Source organism: Marinobacter sp. (genome assembly GCF_041690615.1).
Classification (GTDB): domain Bacteria; phylum Pseudomonadota; class Gammaproteobacteria; order Pseudomonadales; family Oleiphilaceae; genus Marinobacter.
Map to the genome: position 1 here is coordinate 61,513 of NZ_JAWLGY010000017.1, position 21,792 is coordinate 83,304.

Consider the following 21,792-nt stretch of genomic DNA (forward strand, 5'->3'; position numbering starts at 1 on the left):
TTTACCAGCTGACCGACTTGTCAGAGCCACGCTTGATAATGGGCGTTTCGCCTTCCCAGAACGCCAGCCCCGTACCAAGCTCGGTGACGGTAAGCTGAATGTAGTATTCCACCTGCTGTTCACGGCCTACCTTATGGTTACGCTGGATCAGCTTGCCGGACAGGCTGAGGTCCGGAGCCTGTAAAGTGCCCTTGCGCTGCACGCCGGATTGGTCAAACTCCTCGGAATCGCGAAGCTCACGGGCACGCATGGACATCTCATCCTCGGCGCCGTTGAGACCCACGGCGGTGGTGGTAACTACTTTCCCGGAACGCAGGAGGGACACACGAATCTTCTTGATGAGCTGGTCAGTGTCGATCCGTTGCATGGTGTCGTTGGTGATCCGGCTGACCACCAGGATGTAGCGCCCACCGTCGGGGTTATCCACCGCACCGCTGGCCAGCATGTCTTCGACCGCCTCGGTAGCCGCCCGCTCAAAATCGCGATAGTCCAGTGACATGGATACGGGGCCGTCATCTGCCGCCGGGTCAACATACCGTGTCTGGGTGGCGCAACCGGAGACCAGTACCGTTGCAAGGATCAATAGAAAGGCTTTCCTGAACATTGTTTTTCCTCTGAGTTATCGCATTTCACGGAGATGAAGCTGGAACGAATCCACCGACGGGTGGGGGGCGGTAGCCTTGAAATATCGATGCTGACCTGGCAGTACACGGGCTTCCCGGTAGCCCTTGCCAACACCAGGCACTTCCATGCCACTGGCGTTGAACCAGGTTACCTTCCAGCCAAAGCGGGTATCGGCCCTGCCTTCTACAGCGAACGCCACCTGCAACAATGAGTTGCCGGATGGCTGGCGCAGACGTTCCTGAAACAGCTCCGTCACCACCAGCCCAAACTGAACCTCCGGGTCAACGCTCAGCTCTTCGCGGTCGTAAAGTTCGCTCCTGGGCGGCTGCGTCGCGCATCCGGACAACACCAGGCTCAGCAACGCCAACAAAATCACGCGCGTTATCATTCAGTATCTCCCGACATTACTGGGCTGAGGCCGAAGTCACTTCGGTGGTCTCAGGGGCTTCCGGCAGACGCGCCAGCAGGCCAGGCGACGCTCCGTTGAGATCCAGGGTCATCACCGTGGCCGGGGCCTGCAGGCTGGGACGTTTGACGTAGAGCAGGGTGAAAGGCTGGTCAGGAATCTGCACTGTGCCCAGGGTGGTGCCGTCGTTCTGTGCGAGGGTCAGCTGGCCATCCTCCGGCCGTGCAATACGTGTGGCCTGCCAATGATCCGGCAAAGCCTGCCATCCGCGCAGATCAGCCTGGGTTGTCGCGGCAGTGAGAACGGCACTGCCCAGCTGGCCCCAGATACCCAGGCGCTCGGTTGCTTCGTTCTGGATAACGGCCTTCACCACAGCGGAAGCAACAGCACGGGTCAGAACACCGGGAAAACGGGCTTTCATCTCGGTCTGGAACACCTTGTCCATTTCAGAGAGCAGCTCCGTCTCAACCGTTTCACCATCGCCGGTGATAGCCATGAGATTGCCGCTTACGGATGACCGCCGGGCATATTTCGGCAGGGCAATACCGGTGTAAGCCGGTGCCTGCTGGTTACCATGGAACAGCAGCAGTGGTACATCAAAGCGCATCTCTTCCAGCACCGGACCCAGGCCGTTCTCATAGACGATCCAGACCTGGGGGCCGATGTCGCCGGAGGTGAGCCGGCCCGCGGCCAGGTCCTCGGCCAGCTTTACATCGCGGGCCAGGTGCTCGTTCTCATCATTCATCTGGGCAACGCGACGCAGGGAGGTCACGGCCTTGTCGTAATCTGACGAGACCGATCCGTTGGCCAGGAAATAGATCCCGTGCAGGTAGGTGCTGGTGGGTACCAGGAACTCGGAATAGGCAGCCCATTCGGATGGGCCACCGTAATTTTCAGCAACCGCTTGCTGGAGCCCCTCGCTTTGCAGACTCTGACTGGCAAACAGGGCGCTGCTGGCGCGCCCGCCAGTCTCCTCCTCGGCGTCAGCTGCTTCAAGCTCTGCCTCACGAGCCTCTTCCGCCAGCTTTTCCTTCTGCTCGGCAATTTCGTCAGCGAAGAAGCCCACCGCCCGACGTGTGCGGTCATCGGCCCGGTTAAACTCGATGCGGGCATACTCATTGTTGCCCTCGGCAAGAAACGCCAGCGCCTTGTAGGTATTGACCAGCACCGCCTCTGACATCAGGGCCTCGTAGTCCCGGGCCGAGTCGTTGATCATCACGGCCATGAAGGTCTCACCGGTTTCTTCCGCAACACTTTCGGTATCGAGGTATTTCATCCCCTGCTCGGCAAGGTCGTAATACTCGGCGGCCTTCACAAAGTCGCCTTTCAATCGGTACAGCTCGGCCTGGTGCAGGATTTCGAGGAGGCGACCCTCCGTATCGATCTCTTTTTCCGGGTCAAGCTTGAACGACATACTGGAAAGTGCGGCCTCATAGTCACCGCTCGCGTAGGCGGAATTGAAGTCCGTCATCTGGGCGCGATGCTGGAAAGAGGCACATCCTGAAATGGTGGTCGCTGCCAGGGTGGCAACGGCGATACGTATGATAGGTCTCACGCAGACTCCCTTTGTTGTCTTGCAGGCTCTTGGCCGTAAAGGGAGTCATGCGCTGCGATAACTCCCTTTATCACATCAGCAAGGAACCACATTACCGATTCCTTAACGGGAGTTAACAATAAGCGAGAGGGAGGTCACATAAACAGCGTAGGAAGTAATCTATTGCATCATTTCACATTAGCGACACATCTTTCCCGGTCACCGTTACACAATGTTACAAGATGATCATTTCATAGCCAGATCAATCGGTTAAGCGTCTGATTTTTGATCAGCCCGGGCCTTACTCAGAGAGGACGCGCTCAAGATTCGTTGCCGTAATTTCCACAATCCTCTGTCGGGCTTCCAGACTCGCCCACGCGGAATGGGGGGTGACGATCAGGTTGGGAATATCCTCCGCCAGCAAAGGATTGCCGTTTCGCGGGGGCTCTTCAGTGAGCACGTCGAAACCGGCGCCGCCGATAGTGCCATCCCGGAGGGCGTCGGCCAGGGCCTGCTCATCCACCAGGCCGCCGCGACTGGTGTTGACCAGCAGCGAGGTGCGTTTCATTTTTTGCAGCTCGGCGGCGCCGATCAGATTCCGGGTGTCATCCGTGAGCAGGCAATGCAGCGACAGCACATCCACCTGGGGCAGCAGCTCGTCCAACGGGATGCGTTGATAACCATCAACCTCTCCGGGCGCCGGGCCGGGACGACAACCCAGCAGGATGTTCATGCCGAACGCCCGGGCCCGTTCCGCCAAACCCTGCCCAAGGTCGCCATAGCCGATGATCCCCAGGGTCTTGCCCTCCAGCTCCATGATGGGGTGGTCCATCAAACAGAACATGTCACTCTGCGCCCAGCGCCCCTGGCGGACATCCCGGTGGTAATCCAGCAGCCGGGTCGCAAGCGCAAGTATCAGGGCCATGGTGTGCTGGGCCACGGTTGAGCGGCCATAGCGGGTGACATTGAGCACCTGGATTCCGTGATCCCTGGCTGCCTCCAGGTCGATGTTGTTCAGGCCCGTGGCCACCACAGCGATGGTTTTCAGCTCCGGGCAGGCTTCGAAATGCCTGCGCCCCAGCACAACCTTGTTAACCAGCACCGTATCGAAGCCCTGCAACCGTTCAGTCACCTGTTCAGGTGCGGTACGGGGGTGGCAGGTCAATGGCCCGGTAACGGCCTCGATCGGATCAAGGGAGACATCCTCACCGAGGGTGCTGGCGTCGAGGAATACGGCTTTCACTGTTCTGACTCCTGTTTTATGCTCCGGGATGTTCACTACAAGAGGGCAAACGGCATGGAACATGAATTCTGGCACACACGCTGGGCAAAGGGCGAAATAGGCTTTCATGAAGGGTCAGTCAACAAGTACCTCCATGACCACTGGCCGGAGTTTGCCGGTGATCGCACCGATGCCGTGTTCGTCCCTCTCTGCGGCAAGGCCCATGACATGTGGTGGCTACACGACCGCGGTCACCCGGTCATCGGCGTGGAACTGAGTGATGTAGCCTGCAAGGATTTCTTCGAGGAGGCCGAGGAAAAAGCAAAGGTGCACCCGGGCGAGCCTTTCACGAAATTTCGCCATGACGACCTGGAACTCTGGTGTGGCGACTTCTTCCAGCTGGTACCGGAAGACCTCAGCCATATCCGCATGGTGTATGACCGGGCCGCGCTGATCGCCCTGCCACCGGAAATGCGGCGCGACTACGTCGAGCATCTTACCGCGGTTATTCCGGACGGCACCCACATGCTGCTGATCACCCTCAATTACGACAGCACTGAAATGAAAGGCCCTCCGTTCAATGTCAGTGACCAGGAAGTTCACAACCTCTATGGCCAGGACTACGACATCAACCACGTCCTGACCAGGGAAATGGGCCGGGATAATCCTTTTGCCAAACGCCGGGGCCTGCGGAACGGAGCTACCGAGAGCGTCTTTTATCTCAAAAAATACTAAAGCGACTGGCGGACAAATTCTGACGGTTTTTCAGAATATTAAAGACGTCTGCCATGCATACTTATGCCTGGGCGGCTCGTTTTTCAGCCCGACCGTTTGTTTTTTGTACATGTTTGACCATGCTGGTGAAGGCACCCCTGTAACAAAAACTTACAAAGAGGGATCTTCACCATGCTTCCAAAGAGAATGCTTCAGCCCCTGATCGTCCTGTTGTTCCTGACAGGGCTCGCTGCCACTGGCCATGCTGCCAACCCCCACTATGACCTGAAGGTACTTTCCAGCGCCCCGGACCAGGTGTCCGGTGATGATGTGCTGGTGCAGGTACTGTTCAAGGATCGCCCCATCAAGTCCACGCCTGCCGTAAAATCGCGCCTGCGGCAACTGGAGTTCTGGCTGAACGGCCAGCCCATAGAGCCGGAAATCCGTGCCGGCGGCGATGGCCATGAGGTGCTGGTTTCCGGTCTGGTCGAAGGCGAGAACCAGCTTGAACTGCACCACCGCCGGCAGGGCCCCCTGGCCTCTGTCATGCTGACTGCCCACCCGGTCACCGGGCCAATCTTCTCCGGGCCGCAACAATATCCGTTCGTTTGCACGGTCACCACAGAGTTGGGCAAGCAGCCGCTGGTGGACACTGAAGGCGATACCGGCTTTCCGGTACTGGATGCGTCCGGCAGCCAGGTTGGGCTAAGCAAGGATTGCTCCATCGAACCCTATGTCACCTTTATCTACCGTACTACAGATGGTAGCTGGGCTCCCCTGCCCGACGATGGCTCCCGACCTGCCAATATGGCCACCACCACCCTGACGGACGGCCGCACCGTGGACTTTGTCGTCCGGCAGGAGCGGGGAACCATCAACCGCTTCATCTACAGCTTTGCCACCCTGGCCGAGCCTGGAGACGGGCCCTGGGAAGCCTCAACCACCAACTGGAACGGCCGTCTGCTGTTCCACTTTGAAGGCGGCGTTGCCATTGGCCACAGCCAGGGTCGCATCAGCGGCCGCTCGCTGGAGCCCGAGGTGCTGAAGAAAGGCTACGCAGTGATCTACTCCACCGGCACCCGCACCAGCAGCCACTATAACCTGCAGGTGGGCGGTGAAACCGCTCTGATGGTGAAAGAGCACTTTATCAAGCGCTTCGGAGTGCCAGAATACACCGTGGCCATTGGCGGCTCCGGTGGCGGTATCCAGCAGTATGTCTATTCCCAGAACCACCCGGACCTGCTTGACGGCGGTGTACCCCAGTATTCCTACCCGGACATGATCACCCAGGTGATACACATCGGTGACTGTGAACTGCTCGAGCACTACATGGACGTCACCGACGGCACCAACCCGAAATGGCAGACCACCAGCAATCGCAGCTGGCTGGTGGGGCTCAATGCCACCGACAACTACCTGGACCCGTTTGCTGATGCCAAGCGCGCCCTGGGCTACGGCACCGCTCCGGGCATGACCGAATGCATACCGGCCTGGCGCGGTCTCACCGCCCTGGTGCTCAACCCCAACTACGGCCAGGCCCGCAACCAGCAACTGATGCAGCCTCCCGGGGTCATGGATGACGTGCAGTGGACCCATTACGATGACGCCCGCAACATCTACGGCCTGGACGAGAACGGCAATCCCCGCACTGTCTACGACAACGTGGGTGTGCAATACGGGCTCAATGCGCTGGTGGAGGGCAATATCACCACGGACGAGTTCCTGAAGCTGAACGCCCAGATTGGCGGCTGGAAACACCCCAATGACATGGTGCAGGAGGGCTTCCCCTTCCTGGGTGATTTCACGCCAGCCAGCTTCGACCCCTGGAGCCGCCGCAACATGATGCTCAGTCCGGACGGCGTCACCCCGGCGCCCCGCACCGAAGCGGATATCGAAGCCATCAATGCGGCCTACACCTCGGGCCTGGTGTTTGATGGTGAGCTGAACATGCCGGTCATCGACTGGCGCCATTACCTGGAGGAAGTACTGGACATGCACAACAGTCACCAGTCCTTCTCAGCGCGCCAGCGCATCATCAACCGCATGGGGGATGCCGGCAACCAGGTGATATGGTTCACCGATACCCGTCCCACGGATCTGTCAGACCCGACCAGGCCGAGGCCCCGGGAGGAATACAATCAGACCTGGATGGCGCTGGAAGTACTTCATGACTGGATCACCAATATCCAGCAGAACCCGGACAGAAGCATCGCCGAGAACCGGCCTGCAGAAGCCGTGGATGCCTGTTTCAATACCGACGGTTCGCTGATCGAGGCGGGCGACGATGTATGGAATGGTATCCTGGACAACAATTCCGCAGGCGAATGTACGGAACAGTTCGAGACCTACACCACCTCACGGATCGAGTCCGGTGGCCCCATTGAAGGCAGCATCTTCAAATGCAGCCTGAAGCCGGTGAGCGAGGCGCTTGCCGACGGCACCTACGGCAACGTCAGCTTCAGTGCCGGCGAAATTGAACGCCTGGAAGAGATCTACCCACAGGGCGTCTGCGACTACCAGGCTCCGGACCAGGGTCGCCCGGCAGGCTGACCACAACCCTTCTGACGGCGGTGCCACCACCGCCGTCAGCCCCTCCCCGGCCATATTCGTCGCCTTTCACAACACTTCTGTTGCCAACCTCACAAGTTTTCACCTGCTGTCACGAACCCACAACATTTTGTCCTGTCAAAGCTGCAAACCTGGACTAAGCTGAAATTGAAAGGGCCCGGAACAGGGCCCGCTGGAAACCGGGGCTTGAGTCCCGTCGTATATCCGGCAGACAGCAGTCATGACTTCCATCCAACCTTAACCACAAACGCCCGCCCGCGGCGTCCAACAACGGGGAATTTTGCGTGTAGTCGAGGAATCATTAGCAAGCGAGGGTCACCCATGAGCATCCTGCAACACTTTAAAGACCGGTATGACCAGACCCAGGAAGAAGAATACTCCCTGGAGGAATACCTGGAGATCTGCAAGAACGATCCAGCCGCCTACGCCACCGCAGCCGAGCGCATGCTGCTGGCCATTGGCGAACCAGAATTTATTGACACGTCCAGAGACCCGCGCCTGTCGCGCATCTTTTCCAACAAGGTTATCAAGCGATACCCGGAATTCTCCGAGTTCTATGGCATGGAAGAGGCGGTGGAAAACATCGTGTCCTTCTTCCGCCATGCGGCCCAGGGCCTGGAAGAGAAAAAGCAGATTCTCTACCTGCTGGGTCCGGTGGGGGGCGGCAAGTCTTCCCTGGCGGAGAAGCTCAAGTTCCTGATGCAGAAAGTGCCCTTCTACGCCATCAAGGGCTCCCCGGTGAACGAGTCACCACTGGGGTTGTTCGATCCGCTTGAGGATGGCCAGATCCTGGAAGAGGAATACGGCATTCCCCAGCGCTACCTCAAACCCATCATGTCTCCCTGGGCGGTCAAGCGCCTGCACGAATATGGTGGCGATATCAGCCAGTTCCGGGTGGTGAAGAAGTACCCATCGGTACTGGACCAGGTGGCCGTATCCAAGACCGAGCCCGGCGATGACAACAACCAGGACATCTCGGCCCTCGTGGGCAAGGTCAACATCCGTATGCTGGAGGACTTCTCCCAGGACGACCCGGACGCCTACAGTTTCAGCGGCGGCCTGTGCAAGGCCAACCAGGGGCTGATGGAGTTCGTGGAGATGTTCAAGGCGCCCATCAAGGTGCTCCATCCGCTGCTGACCGCCACCCAGGAAGGCAACTACAACACCACTGAGGGCATGGGTTCGGTGCCCTTTGACGGCATCATCCTCGCCCACTCCAACGAGTCCGAGTGGCAGACCTTCCGCAACAACAAGCACAACGAGGCCTTCCTCGACCGGGTCTACATCGTCAAGGTGCCCTACTGTGTGCGGGTCACCGAGGAAATCGAAATCTACCGGAAGCTCCTCAAGCACAGCTCACTGTCCGGCGCCCCCTGTGCACCGGATACCCTGGATATGCTGGCCCAGTTCTCGGTGCTGTCCCGTATCAAGGAGCCGGAAAACTCCAGCATCTACTCCAAGATGAAGGTGTACGACGGCCAGAACATCAAGGATACCGACCCCAAGGCCAAGTCCATTCAGGAGTACCGGGACTCTGCGGGCGTTAATGAAGGCATGGACGGGCTGTCCACCCGCTTTGCGTTCAAGATCCTGTCCAAGGTGTTCAACTTCGATACCACCGAGGTGGCAGCCAACCCGGTGCACCTGCTCTACGTACTGGAAAAACAGATCGAACAGGAGCAGTTCCCGGCGGAAATCCAGGAGCGCTACCTGCGTTACATCAAGGAGTTCCTGGCTCCCCACTATGTGCAGTTTATTGGCAAGGAGATCCAGACCGCCTACCTGGAAAGCTACAGCGAGTACGGCCAGAACCTGTTCGACCGCTACGTGACCTACGCCGACCTGTGGATCCAGGACCAGGAGTTCCGGGATCCCGAAACGGGCGAAATCCTGGACAGATCCGCTATCAACGACGAACTGGAGAAAATCGAGAAGCCTGCGGGCATCAGCAACCCGAAGGACTTCCGCAACGAGGTTGTCAACTTCGTGCTGCGGGCCCGGGCCAACAACCAGGGGGAGAATCCCTCCTGGCTCAGCTACGAAAAACTGCGCAGCGTGATCGAGAAGAAGATGTTCTCCAACACCGAAGACCTGCTGCCGGTGATTTCCTTCAATCCGAAGGCCAGCCAGGAAGACCAGAAGAAGCACAAGCAGTTCGTGGAGCGGATGGTGGACCGTGGCTACACCGAGAAACAGGTCCGGCTGCTGGCGGAGTGGTACCTCAGAGTCAGAAAGTCGCATTAACCGTTTTCTGACCTGAAGGAGTTGCACTATGGGCATGACCCACATCGTTGATCGCCGTCTTAACGGCAAGAACAAGAGCGCGGTGAACCGGGAGCGGTTCCTGCGCCGCTATCGCCAGCACATCAAGAAAGCCGTGGCGGATGCGGTGCAGAAGCGCTCCATCACGGATATCGAGCGGGGGGAAAGCGTCAGCATTCCCTCCCGGGATATCCATGAACCAACGTTCCATCACGGCCAGGGCGGCAAGCGCGAGGTGGTCCACCCGGGCAACCAGGAGTTTGTTGCCGGTGATGAAATTCCCAAGCCGGAAGGTGGCGGCGGGGGTGGTTCCGGCTCCGGCCAGGCCAGCCCGGATGGCGAGGGCATGGACGAATTTGCCTTCCAGATCACCCAGGACGAGTTCCTGGACTTCCTGTTCGATGACCTGGAACTGCCCAACCTCGCCCGCAAGAAACTCAAGGACACCGAGGCGTTCACGTATCATCGCTCCGGTTTCACCACCCAGGGTGTTCCCGCTAAGCTGGATGTGGTGCGCTCCCTGCGGGGTGCCCACGCCCGGAGACTGGGCCTGGGCGGCGCCCGACGCAAAAAGATACGCGAACTGGAAGAGCAGCTTGCCGCTCTGAAGAGTGCCCCGGATGAGCTGGACCCGGCCTTCAGCCACGTGGACCAGATCGAGGCACTGGAGGGTGAAATCGCCAGGCTCAAGGCCAATGTGCGCCGAATCCCTTTCATTGACGAAATCGATCTCCGCTACCGGCAGCACATCAAGAAGCCGAAACCCGCCACCAGCGCCGTCATGTTCTGCCTGATGGACGTCTCCGGGTCCATGACCCAGACTCACAAGGACATTGCCAAGCGCTTCTTTATCCTGCTGTACCTGTTCCTGAAGAAAAACTACAAGAAGATCGATGTGGTCTTCATCCGCCACCACACCAGCGCCAAGGAGGTGGACGAGGAAGAGTTCTTCTATAGCCGGGAAACCGGGGGCACCATCGTCTCCAGTGCGCTGAAGCTGATGCACAAGATCATCGAATCCCGCTATTCCCCGGATGAGTGGAACATCTACGCTGCCCAGGCATCAGACGGTGATAACTGGAACGACGACTCTCCCATCTGCGGCAAGATCCTGGCCGACCGGATTATCCCCCTGGTGCAGTACTACGCCTATGTGGAGATCACCCCCCAGGATCACCAGATGCTGTGGTACGAGTACGAGAAGATCATGGAGCGTTTCCCGCAAAGCTTTGCCATGCAGCAGATCGCCGACCCGGGTGAAATCTACCCGGTGTTCCGCCAGCTGTTCGAGAGGAAAGCCGCATGACTGACATTATTGACCGCCCCAACCTGCCGGATTCAGCACCGGCCAGGCGGGAGCCCATTTCCACCGGCTCCGAATGGACCTTTGAGCTGATCCAGCAGTACGACGATGAAATCGCCAGGTGCGCCGAGGAATTTGGCCTCGACACCTACCCCAACCAGATCGAGGTGATCAGCGCGGAGCAGATGATGGACGCCTACAGCTCCGTGGGCATGCCTGTGGGCTATCACCACTGGTCCTTCGGCAAGCAGTTCCTCAATACTTCGAAAGGCTATCAGCGGGGGCAGATGGGGCTGGCCTATGAGATCGTGATCAACTCCAACCCCTGTATCGCCTACCTGATGGAAGAGAACACCCTGCCCATGCAGGCGCTGGTTATCGCACACGCCTGCTACGGTCATAACTCCTTCTTCAAGGGCAACTACCTGTTCCGCACCTGGACGGATGCCAGCGCCATTATCGACTACCTGGTGTTCGCCCGGAATTACGTGGCCGAGTGTGAGGAACGCCACGGCGTGGAGGCGGTGGAAGAGATCCTCGACTCCTGCCATGCACTGATGAACTACGGGGTGGACCGCTACAAGCGCCCCGCGCCCATCTCCGCAGCCGAGGAGCGACGCCGTCAGAAGGAGCGGGAGGAATACCTGCAGCGCCAGCTCAATGATCTGTGGCGCACCATCCCCAGGCCGGACGAAACGGACGAGGACAAGGCCCGGCGCAAGCAGCGTTACCCGTCCGAGCCCCAGGAAAACATCCTCTACTTTATCGAGAAGAACGCCCCGCTGCTGGAAACCTGGCAGCGGGAAATCATCCGCATCGTGCGCAAGCTGGGGCAGTACTTCTACCCCCAGCGCCAGACCCAGGTCATGAACGAGGGCTGGGCCTCGTTCTGGCATTACACCCTGCTACACCGCATGTATGAGAAGGGCCTGGTGACCGATGGTTTCATGCTGGAGTTCCTGCAGAGCCACACCGCAGTGGTCTATCAGCCCCCGTTCAACAGTCCGTGGTACTCCGGCATCAACCCCTACACCCTGGGTTTCAACATCTTCTCGGACCTGCGACGGATGTGTGAGAACCCCACCGACGAGGACCGTGAGTGGTTCCCGGATATTGCCGGCGGGGACTGGCTGGAAACGGTTCACTTCGCGATGCGCAACTTCAAGGACGAGAGCTTTATCCAACAGTTCCTGTCACCAAAGGTGATGCGGGACATGAAGTTTTTCGCCATCCAGAACGACGATCAGGAAGAGGTCTACCGGGTCACCGCCATCCATGACGACCCTGGCTACCGGCCGCTGCGGGAGAAGCTGGCCCGTCAGTACAACCTCAGCTACCGGGAGCCCAATATCCAGGTGTGGAACGTGGATGTGCGCGGTGACCGGTCACTGACCCTGCGGCATATCCCGGTAGACCGGGTGCCGCTGGGCGGCGAGGATGCCGAGGAAGTGCTCCGGCATGTACACCGGCTGTGGGGCTTTGATGTGCACCTGGAGAGTGTGGATGAAGGCACGGTAGTGGACGAGTACCACTGCCCCCCCTGGGAAGACCAGGACCACTGAGGTTTAATCGGGTTCAATGTGCAGGCACCCGGTTATACTCAGGCCGGCTCGTCCACGCAGCTTATCCGGCTCTGGGCACCGTCGCCGGAAATGGCCCAGGTGTTCTTGCCCTTTTCCTTGGCCACGTACATAGCCAGGTCGGCCGCCTTCATCAGCTCCCGCTGATGGCAGCCATGGTCAGGGTAGAGGCTGATGCCGATGCTGAAGGTGATTTCAAAGGCATGGTTCTCGACCTTTATCGGCTGCTTCGACGCCTGCAGTAGTTTTTCTGCCACGCGAACCGCGTGGGCTCGCCGGTCAATGTTCTGCACCAGCACCACGAACTCATCACCACCAAGCCGGGCCAGTACGTCGTGGTCACGCAGCAAACCCCGCAAGCGGCTGGCCACCTGTTCCAGCACCCGGTCACCGGTGTCGTGACCCCAGGTGTCGTTCACTTCCTTGAAGTGGTCCAGGTCGATAAACATGATGGCCGGCTTGTGGCCGGTGCGGTCCACTGACGCAATAGCCTGTTCCAGGAGATCCGCCAGCAGGTTGCGGTTAGGGAGGCCGGTGAGGCTGCAGTGGGTTGCCAGGTAGTGGGCTCGCTCTTCCGCCTGCCGACGCTCCTCTTCCCTCTCGAACGTCTGCAAGGCAAAGGAGACGTTATCCGCCATGCGCAAGAGCAGATTGATAATCTCCTCATCGAACGCTCCCCGTTCGCGGGAACAAAGGTAAAGTGTCCCGATAGCCCGCCCGGCCCTGAGGATGGGGACCGACGCAGCAGACTTCAGGCGAGTCTTGCTTCGGACCATACCGTGCCAGTGGCGCGTACGGTCATCCCTGAGAAAGTCACCCGTGACTTCGGGCTCGCAACTACGGAAAGCCGTGCCGTTAAGCCCTCGCCCTTCAGGTCGACCCGGATCAGTGGAAATGACCGTTTCGTCCATAGCATCGCGCCCATAGCCAGCCATCGCCCTCGGTACCAGGAGATCCGAACCGGGATCCGGCATCAGGACGACCGCCGTCGTCATCCCACCACTTTCGATGGCGGCATCACATACAGCCTGGAAAAGCTCATCAGGGGAAGAACTGCGAATGATCGCTTCGTTGGTAGCGCTCAAGGCTGCATAGATTTTCTTGGCGCGCAGTGCCGCTCTTTCAGCAAGGACCTGCGGTGTGACCTCACGGGAAACGATCACCACCACTTCCCTGCCGTGAACGATGGTGTAGCGGAAATGCGGCTCCCACCAGCCCCTTCGCGAACGGTCCTTGCTCTCCATAAGCCGGGGCTCATCGGTAAAGCCAGCATCGCCCGCCTCCCGGGCTTTCTGATAGATTTCGGAGACAAGGTCACGATCCTGAAGAGTCAGCGCAGACGCTTCCATCTCCAGCAGCTCATGGCGACTGTAACCGGTCATCGTGCAGGTGGTTTCGTTAACGTACAGGTAACGATGGGTGTCGAAGTCGCTGACCAGCAAACAATCCGGTGAGGAATCCAGAAACTCCTGTAAGTTATTCAGCAGAGCCTCAGCAAAACTGTCATCCCTCATCCGCGCCTCCTGACTACGGGCATTTTTTATACGGTTAAACGCCGCCCATTCCTAAAGATTAGCCTGTTTGTATCTTGAGTAAAATACTGGGAATTGGTTTTGACACCTTTTCACATCTTTTTGCGACAGGTTGTCGACGCAGCCTGGTTTGCCCTCAGTTCCGCGGAGACCGGAAGCCTGGCCAACAGGGTGCCCCTGTTACAAAACGCCCTCGATCCAGTCTACGAGCCAGGGGACCAGCATGGCGGTGGCGAACGCTGACAGCGCCATGGCCAGCCCGGAGAAGGCGCCCATCTGCTTGCTCACCTGGAATGCGCGGGCGGTTCCGATACCATGGGCCGCCACCCCCATGGCAATGCCCTTTACGCTGTCATCACGGATACCAGACCACTGGAATAGCCGGGTGCCCAATACCGCGCCCACTATTCCGGTCACCACCACCAGCACGGCCGTCAGCGAGGGCAATCCGCCAATGGCCTCGGAAATACCCATCGCTACCGGTGCTGTAGCGGACTTGGGGGCCAGTGACAACTGGGTCTGGCTGGTCGCCCCCAGGACCCTGGCCAGGAGCACAGAACTGACAGCGGCAAAGACAACGCCGGCCACAATGGCAAGGCTGACAGGCAGCCACAACCGGCGAAGGCGGGAGAGCTGTTCGTAAAGAGGCACCGCAAGGGCGACCGTCGCCGGCCCCAGCAGGAAGTGAACGAACTGGGCACCCTCGAAATAGTCCTGGTACGGAATACCGCTCACCGTCAGAACCAGGATGATCATGACCATCGCGATCAGCACCGGGTTCAACAGGGGCGAACCACCGGCTCGCTGATAGAGCGAGAATGCCGCCAGATAGGCGACCAGAGTCATGGTCAGCCCCAGCAAGGGTGAGGCCGACAGGTAAACCCAGATCTCGACCAGGTTCGGCTCAGTCATCGCTTTGCTCCTGCTCCCGGTAGCCGGGCACCAGGTAGCGGGTTGCGAGGACCATCACGCCGGCGGTCACCAGCATGGTAAGTAACGTGGTGACCAACAGCACGGCGACCACTGGCAACCACTCGGCCATCAGCCGGTCGCCATGAACCATCACACCCACTCCCGCAGGCACGAACAGCAGCGACAGGTGAGTGAGCAGCCCGCTACTGGCCGTAGCAAGGGAACCCGGCACGCCTTTGCGCAGCAGCAGGATCAGAAACAGCACGATCATGCCCAACACTGGCCCGGGAACCGGCCATGCCAGCAGTCGCACTACCACCTCACCTGCCAGCTGCAAAACCAGCAGCAGCGTTACCCCCACAAGGAACGTCATTCCCCTGCTTGCTCCGTTTTCAAAGGGTTGTTGTCTCAGTCAGGCGGCACCCCGGGATGCCTGGCTACTGCGGAGTAGGGGCGAGAACCCGCCTGTTCACACTTGTACAGAGTGCCCTGACAGAAAACCCGCCGGTTTTGGCGGGTTTTCGTTACTCGGCAGAATTACCCGGACAGCGCATTACACCGAAGGAAGGCCAGACAACGCCATACCCAGCTCGGCATCATCATACTCATAGTCCCCCAGCTCACCGGCGAAGTACGAGGTATAGGCGGCCATATCAAAGTGACCGTGACCACACAGGTTGAACAGGATCACCTCGGAAGTGCCTTCGCGCTTGCACCGCAGGGCCTCCTCTATAGCGCCTTTCACCGCATGGTTGGCTTCCGGCGCTGGCACAATGCCCTCTGCACGGGCAAACATTACACCTGCCTCGAAACACTCCCTCTGGGTATAGGCGGTTGCCTCAAACAGCCCCAGCTCCTTCGCGTGGGAAACCATCGGCGCCATGCCATGGTAGCGCAGACCACCGGCATGGAAGCCCGGCGGAGTGAACTGGGAGCCCAGGGTATGCATCTTGGTGAGCGGCGTCATATGGGCAGTATCGCCATAGTCGTAGGCGAACTTGCCCCGGGTCAGGGTCGGACAGGCGGACGGCTCTACGGCCACGATCCGGGGGTTCTCACCACCACGCAGGGCATGGCCCATAAACGGGAACGCAATGCCGGCAAAATTGGAGCCACCGCCAGTGCAACCCACAATCACGTCCGGCCAGGCGTCGGCCATTTCCATCTGCTCCATGGCTTCCAGGCCGATGATGGACTGGTGCACCAGCACATGGTTGAGTACCGAGCCCAGGGCATACTTGGTGTTCGGGTCCTGAACCGCCAGCTCGACGGCTTCGGAAATCGCAATGCCCAGGCTGCCGGTATGGTCCGGATTTTCCGCCAGCACCTTGCGCCCGAATTCGGTCAGGTTGGAGGGCGACGCAACGCACTTGGCGCCGTAGGTTTCCATAACCGCCCTGCGGTAAGGCTTCTGATCGTAGGAAACCCGTACCTGGAAGACGTTGACATCCATATCGAACAGGGAGCCGGCAAAGGCCAGTGAGGTTCCCCACTGGCCGGCACCGGTTTCAGTGGTCAGCCGGTTGATGCCTTCCTGCTTGTTGTAGAACGCCTGGGGAATCGCCGTATTGGGCTTGTGGCTGCCGGCGGGGCTGACGCCCTCATACTTGTAGAAGATCTTTGCGGTGGTACCCAGCGCTTTCTCCAGGCCATGGGCGCGATAGAGGGGAGCAGGACGCCACAGGCGGTAAACCTCACGCACCGGCTCGGGAATCTCGATGTCCCGTTCGGTGCTCACCTCCTGTTCGATCAGCGCCCTGGCAAACAGAGGCTCCAGATCCGCCGGCCCCACCGGCTCTTTGGTAACCGGGTGAAGCACCGGGGCCATGGGCTCGGGAAAATCTGCCTGGATGTTGTACCAGGTCTTTGGCATGCGGGTTTCATCAAGGAGGTACTTTGTTGTCATTGGTTTGGGTTCCTTACGACACGATTGCAGAGATGCCCACATTACCATATCGGCCCGTTCCGGGAACTGCTCCATAGGCATAACCCGGGTGCCCGGTGACTGAAAGGAGAGGGGTCAATGGCAACCAGTCGTCATCCCGCCTCAAGCCAGGGCGAGATGCCCTCCCAGAGTGCCAGCGCTTTCAGGCCATCCAGATTGCGATAACGTATCCCTGCGGAAGAGTCCTCGATCAGTCCCTCTTCCTTGAGCTTGCTCAGGGTCCGGCTGACATGGACGATGCTGAGCCCGAGGGTGTCGGCAATGATTGCCTGGGGCAGCTTCAGGTTAAAGTCGCCACCGGCCGTGATCAGCGCCCGGTTTCTGGTGCCCTCACTGACGGGGTGGAGCTTGCTGGATTGCAGGGCCCGGCTCCGTATCTCGAGGAGAAAGTGGGCGATACGCTGGTCGGCCGGGCTGTGGGCCACACCCACCAATCGTTTGGTGAGAATGGCGTGCTCTTTGGCAATACACTCAACCAGTGCGCGAGAGAGTGCCGGCTCGTCATAGCACTGGCGGGTAAAGTCATCGACCGAATAGGCAACCAGTTCGGCCTGGGTCAAAGCCGAGACACTGCTGACAAACCGGGCCTGGGTGAGAGCCTCCAGTCCTATAAAATCGCCCGGAAAGGCCAGGTCGATAATCTGCCGGCGACCGTCCTCGTCATAACGGAACGAAAAACACAAGCCGCTCCTTACCACATAGACGTGATCGGCGGAGTTCCCTTCCGAGTAAAGGTTTTCTGATTTAAAAACACTCACTGGCGAAGAAGAAATATTACAAATACTGAACGGGTCAATGGATTTACCGGCATCCGCCTGTCCACTTCTTTCTTTCAGGGCTTCAGGAATTCTCCAACCCATAACTACCTCGATGTTTTTTTCAGGGGCACAGTGACTCCACACAGGCGACGTTCAAGGCACCTTATCCAGGAAAAATAAAACCGCATTTCATACAGCGGGTTAGCGAACTACCAATGAAGGCGAATCAAGTAACACACCCGACCCATGGCGCCAACATGACCAACGTTAGCGTATTAACGATAATTATCAACGATTATTTTATGCCGCCAGATACGGCACAATCTATGTTAATGCGAACCAGGTTTTCCCCGGATATGATTGTAGAATTATTTATTTTTTTTATATGTATCGACGTTAAATAAGCGTGTCGCGCCAGCATTAACCCCGCCATGAGACAGCCTCAGGCCACCCGTCTTTCTCCACCAGACGCTGTAACCGATTGTCCACAGAACCGGACGTCAGACCGTGCAGTACCAGGTACCGCTCCGCCACCGCCAGGAAGTTCCCGAGCTCCCGCTGATCCTGTGGCCGAACCCCGTCCTGTTCCAGGTACTTCAGGGCAAGACTCACGGCGTTCGCCAGCTGCCAGGGCAGGGAAAATTCCCTGGCGCGGGTGAAGTAGAGATCCAGCATCGGATAGGCCATTCGCTGTTCCGTACAATGCATCAGGTCACGTCGTACCGACTTCAGGCCCTCTGTCAGGCTGGGCAACGGGGAGCTCCCTTCTGCCCGGGCGGCGCTGTTCACCAGACTCAGTTCAAAGGCCAGCTCCCTGCGCTGCACGGCACCGCTCACCAGTGGCACGGCATAAGTGATACCCAGCGTAATCAGTATCAATCCGTTGAACGAGGCCACCGCTGTCAGAACCCGGGACAAGGTACCGGCGGGGACCAGATCGCCAACCCCCAGTGTCGACAGGGTAAAGCCGACAAAGTAGACAAGGTCACCCGCAGCGGTGGCAGGCATCATCGTGGAAGACTGCTGCACCGCCCCCGGAATGGCAGCAAACATCAGCACCCAGCCTGCCCAGAGGCCCGTTACCCATACCAGCCCCATCAGGGTGATCGCCAACGGCCCTGCGGCCACCAGGAAAGCACGCCGGCCGGCATTCCGGGAAAGCGTTATTGCGCACCAGCGCACCGTATTCGTCACCATGCCCGTGAAGACGCCCGCTCCACGGGTGGTAAGGGTGGTCCAGCAGGCATCCACCATAACCAGCACCACCAGGGCGGCGCCGGCAACAAAGTTCAACCAGTCCATTCCGATCCCCTATTGATATTCCCGCAGCCATTGTTTGATGCGTCTCCGGTACCGCCAGGAGGTCCGGCGGGAGGTGTCCAGCGAGGTCGGTTGCAGCTCTACCTGACGGGTTTCGTCATTGGCACATATCCGGAACTTGCGAACAGCGCCAAAGGCCTTGTCATCCGAGCCGTAGATGCAGATTACGTGGATTTCCAGCCATTCCAGTTCCACATCGGTGTCACAGGGGTAACCGTGGTCGGTTTCGATGCCCTCCCGCCCGGCAATGGTCGAGATCATGTTACGGAAACTGATGAACTCCAGGCACTGGCCGGAGTCCAGCGGGCCCTGCCGGGTGCGCTCCCACAGAGCCGGTTTCTCGTCGCCGGCACCCGGGGCTATGTCGGTCATCGGGGCGGTCAGCACTCCCTTGGACGTGTTCAGGCGAACCACCACGAAAAACACAAACACCGCCTCCTGGCTCATATTGCAGACCAGACAGGGGGAATCGATGTATTCGTGCCCCACCCCCTTGTTGATCAGCATCCTGGGCCGCCGTTGCCGGCTGAATCCCAGGTACAGCAATTGGGCATAGAACAACCAGATAAGCAGGGTGCCGATACTGGTAAGCGAGTTCACCAGGGTACTGTTCTGATGTATCCACTCAAGCATTTGCTCCTCCGTGACCTGTTCGCCGGGGAGTCTGCAAAGGACTCATGAAAAAGCCAAGCACATGCCCTGTGAAAAACCATACATTTTGATGAAGGTTATTTAAGGTCCCTCACCCCCATCTGCCAGGTACAGACCCTTTTCCATGTACGTTATGTACCTATTAAGTACAGTTTTTCGCCCCGTTATTAACCCATGTTATGAGGCGCTGGCAGCCCGGCCGTTTTTATTCACGATCATGAGACCCTTCCGCAAGATGCGTTAATAAAGCCATTTGCCTCCCTGACCAGGTTGTTCGACGCTGAACGGGTTATCAGCATCAGTGAAACGGCAACTCACAAGGAGCAGAACATGGCTGAGCGATTTACTTTCACGAACAAGGGCAAGGGCGGCGAGACTCACCAGCAGGCCGGCCAGGGCACCCCGACCATGACCACCCCGCAGGGCGTGCCCATCGCCGACAACCAGAATTCGCTCAGGGGCGGCACCCGCGGCCCGACCCTTATGGAGGATCACGTTCTCCGGGAAAAGCTCTTCAAATTCGACCATGAACGGATCCCCGAGCGGGTCGTGCATGCCCGTGGCATGGGTGCCAAGGGCTATTTCGAGAACTACGGTGACCTCTCGGATATTACCTGTGCCGACCTGTTCCAGCGGGCCGGGGAACAGACCGAGGTCTTCGTGCGTTTCTCGACGGTGGCAGGCAACAAGGGGTCGGCCGACCTGCCCCGGGACGTCCGTGGTTTTGCCACCAAGTTCTACACCCGGGAAGGCAACTGGGATCTGGTGGGTAATAATATTCCGGTGTTCTTTATCCAGGATGCCATGAAGTTCCCCGACCTGGTCCACGCCGCCAAGCAGGAGCCGGACCGGGGCTTCCCGCAGGCCCAGACCGCCCACGACAATTTCTGGGACTTTGTCTCTCTCACACCCGAGAGTGTTCACATGCTGATGTGGGCCATGTCTGACCGGGCGATTCCCCGCTCCTTCCGTTTCATGGAAGGGTTCGGCGTTCACAGTTTCCGCTTTGTGAACAGCAGCGGGGCGTCAAAATTCGTCAAGTTCCACTGGAAGCCCCTGCAGGGCCTCCAGTCGGTGGTCTGGAACGAGGCACTGAAGATCAATGGCGCGGACCCCGACTTCCATCGCCGGGACCTGTGGGAGTCCATCCAGATCGGCGATTTCCCGGAATGGGAGCTCGGCGTTCAGATCTTTGACGACGAGTTTGCCGACCAGTTCGAGTTCGACATTCTCGACGCCACCAAGATCATTCCCGAGGAACAGGTGCCGGTGCGCCCCATCGGCAAGATGGTGCTGAACCGCGTGGTGGACAACTTCTTCGCGGAAACCGAGCAGGTGGCCTTCTGTACCCAGAACATTGTTCGCGGCATTGACCATTCCAACGACCCGCTGCTTCAGGGACGCAACTTCTCCTACCTGGACACCCAGCTTAAACGTCTCGGCAGCCCCAACTTCACCAACATTCCCGTAAACGCCCCCCGGTGCCCTGTCCACCACCTGATGCAGGACGGTCACATGACCATGAAGAACCCCACCGGGCGAGTGAACTACGAGCCCAACAGCTGGGACCAGGAAGCCGCCGGCCCCAGGGAGTGCCCGGGAACCGGGTTCCAGTCACACCCAACACCGATGGAAGGGGTCAAGGAGCGGGTCCGCTCGGAAACCTTTGCGGATCATTACAGCCAGGCCCGCCAGTTCTATATCAGCCAGACAGACATCGAGAAGCGTCACATCAAGAACGCCTTTGTGTTCGAGCTGAGCAAATGTGAGCGCCTGGATATCCGGGAGCGGATGGTGTCTCACCTGCTGAACGTGGACAGGCAGCTGGCCACCGAAGTGAGCGAGGGGCTGGGACTGAAAGAGATACCTGAAGCCGCGGAAGCCGCAATGGCTCCCCGCACCGACCTGCCGGAATCCCCGGCCCTCAGCATCCTGCTCAACGGCCCGAAAACCTTCCGGGGCCGCAAGGTGGGCGTTCTGGTGAGCGAAGGGGTTGATGCGGCCCTGTTCAAAAAGCTCCGGGAAACCGTGGAGGCAGAAGGTGCCCGGCTCGCCGTAGTGGCCCCCACCATCGGCGGGGTCAGGGACAGCGACGGCAACCCGCTGGCTGCCGATGAAAAGGTGGATGGCGGCCCATCCGTGGTATTCGATGCCATTGCCCTGCTGCCCTCCGAAGACAACGTGGATGACCTGGCGAAGGATGCCACCGCCCGGGACTTCGTGGACGATGCCTTTGCCCACTGCAAGTTCATCGGCTACACCCCGGCGGCACGCAAGCTGTTTGACAGCGTTGGCCTTACAGCGATGCTCGATGATGGCTGCATTCCCTTCCATGGCCCGGACGACACTGGCAGGTTCATCGAGGCCTGCCGCGACGTTCGCTTCTGGCCCAGGGAAGAGAAAGTCGATCAGTTCTGAGGGGTACCCTGTCCCGTCCATCCCCGGCGGGGCAGTATTTCCC

17 protein-coding genes are annotated in these 21,792 nt (G+C 59.1%); 6 read left to right on the plus strand and 11 right to left on the minus strand.

Annotated elements, in window-relative coordinates:
• Position 1: 1 nt before the first annotated feature.
• From lpoB to ACESMZ_RS12775, 4 genes are all read right to left on the minus strand, one after another.
• On the minus strand, positions 2-604 hold the full coding sequence (gene lpoB, locus ACESMZ_RS12760) for a penicillin-binding protein activator LpoB (protein ID WP_372958362.1): 603 nt from the start codon (positions 602-604) through the stop codon (positions 2-4).
• 15 nt (positions 605-619) lie between these two features.
• Positions 620-1,012, minus strand: a complete 393-nt coding sequence (locus ACESMZ_RS12765) for a DUF1425 domain-containing protein (protein ID WP_372958361.1) — start codon at positions 1,010-1,012, stop codon at positions 620-622.
• 16 nt (positions 1,013-1,028) lie between these two features.
• Positions 1,029-2,585 (minus strand): COG3014 family protein, encoded by a 1,557-nt coding sequence (locus ACESMZ_RS12770; protein WP_372958360.1) that lies wholly within the window; start codon positions 2,583-2,585, stop codon positions 1,029-1,031.
• Between the two features lie 280 nt (positions 2,586-2,865).
• Entirely contained in the window at positions 2,866-3,807 is a 942-nt protein-coding gene (locus ACESMZ_RS12775) for a D-2-hydroxyacid dehydrogenase (protein ID WP_372972721.1), read from the minus strand.
• A gap of 54 nt (positions 3,808-3,861) precedes the next feature.
• On the opposite strand from ACESMZ_RS12775, the gene tmpT reads away from it, so the two are divergent.
• The 5 genes from tmpT (at position 3,862) to ACESMZ_RS12800 (ending at position 12,195) form a co-directional block, all read left to right on the plus strand.
• A complete protein-coding gene (gene tmpT / locus ACESMZ_RS12780) occupies positions 3,862-4,521 on the plus strand; it encodes a thiopurine S-methyltransferase (protein WP_372958358.1) in 660 nt (219 codons plus the stop codon).
• 171 nt (positions 4,522-4,692) lie between these two features.
• Entirely contained in the window at positions 4,693-7,050 is a 2,358-nt protein-coding gene (locus tag ACESMZ_RS12785) for a DUF6351 family protein (RefSeq protein WP_372958357.1), read from the plus strand.
• 339 nt (positions 7,051-7,389) lie between these two features.
• A complete protein-coding gene (locus ACESMZ_RS12790) occupies positions 7,390-9,312 on the plus strand; it encodes a PrkA family serine protein kinase (RefSeq protein ID WP_372972722.1) in 1,923 nt (640 codons plus the stop codon).
• A 28-nt stretch (positions 9,313-9,340) separates the two neighbouring features.
• Complete coding sequence (locus tag ACESMZ_RS12795; RefSeq protein WP_372972723.1) at positions 9,341-10,636, plus strand: YeaH/YhbH family protein; 1,296 nt, start codon at positions 9,341-9,343, stop codon at positions 10,634-10,636.
• Positions 10,633-12,195 (plus strand): SpoVR family protein, encoded by a 1,563-nt coding sequence (locus ACESMZ_RS12800; protein WP_372958355.1) that lies wholly within the window; start codon positions 10,633-10,635, stop codon positions 12,193-12,195. The genes ACESMZ_RS12795 and ACESMZ_RS12800 overlap by 4 nt, the downstream gene beginning before the upstream one ends.
• A 38-nt stretch (positions 12,196-12,233) precedes the next feature.
• On the opposite strand, the gene ACESMZ_RS12805 is transcribed toward ACESMZ_RS12800, so the two are convergent.
• The 7 genes from ACESMZ_RS12805 to ACESMZ_RS12835 form a co-directional block, all read right to left on the minus strand.
• Positions 12,234-13,727: a diguanylate cyclase domain-containing protein gene (locus tag ACESMZ_RS12805; protein ID WP_372972724.1), complete on the minus strand. Its 1,494-nt coding sequence runs from the start codon at positions 13,725-13,727 to the stop codon at positions 12,234-12,236.
• Between the two features lie 198 nt (positions 13,728-13,925).
• Positions 13,926-14,657, minus strand: a complete 732-nt coding sequence (locus ACESMZ_RS12810) for an LrgB family protein (RefSeq protein WP_372972725.1) — start codon at positions 14,655-14,657, stop codon at positions 13,926-13,928.
• On the minus strand, positions 14,650-15,030 hold the full coding sequence (locus tag ACESMZ_RS12815) for a CidA/LrgA family protein (protein WP_372972726.1): 381 nt from the start codon (positions 15,028-15,030) through the stop codon (positions 14,650-14,652). Before ACESMZ_RS12815 ends, ACESMZ_RS12810 begins: the two co-directional genes overlap by 8 nt.
• A gap of 180 nt (positions 15,031-15,210) precedes the next feature.
• Positions 15,211-16,563 carry a TrpB-like pyridoxal phosphate-dependent enzyme gene (locus ACESMZ_RS12820; RefSeq protein ID WP_372972727.1) on the minus strand — a complete coding sequence of 451 codons (1,353 nt, stop codon included), beginning with the start codon at positions 16,561-16,563 and terminating at the stop codon, positions 15,211-15,213.
• 131 nt (positions 16,564-16,694) lie between these two features.
• The gene (locus ACESMZ_RS12825) at positions 16,695-17,462 is read right to left on the minus strand and encodes a Crp/Fnr family transcriptional regulator (RefSeq protein WP_372956612.1); all 768 of its coding nucleotides are present in this window, start codon (positions 17,460-17,462) and stop codon (positions 16,695-16,697) included.
• Positions 17,463-17,780: 318 nt separating this feature from the next.
• The gene (locus ACESMZ_RS12830; protein WP_372956611.1) at positions 17,781-18,662 is read right to left on the minus strand and encodes an ion channel; all 882 of its coding nucleotides are present in this window, start codon (positions 18,660-18,662) and stop codon (positions 17,781-17,783) included.
• A gap of 9 nt (positions 18,663-18,671) precedes the next feature.
• Positions 18,672-19,313, minus strand: coding sequence for a hypothetical protein (locus ACESMZ_RS12835; RefSeq protein ID WP_372956610.1), 642 nt, complete (start codon positions 19,311-19,313; stop codon positions 18,672-18,674).
• A 348-nt stretch (positions 19,314-19,661) separates the two neighbouring features.
• On the opposite strand from ACESMZ_RS12835, the gene ACESMZ_RS12840 reads away from it, so the two are divergent.
• The gene (locus ACESMZ_RS12840; protein ID WP_372956609.1) at positions 19,662-21,749 is read left to right on the plus strand and encodes a catalase; all 2,088 of its coding nucleotides are present in this window, start codon (positions 19,662-19,664) and stop codon (positions 21,747-21,749) included.
• The last annotated feature ends 43 nt before the right edge of the window (positions 21,750-21,792 follow it).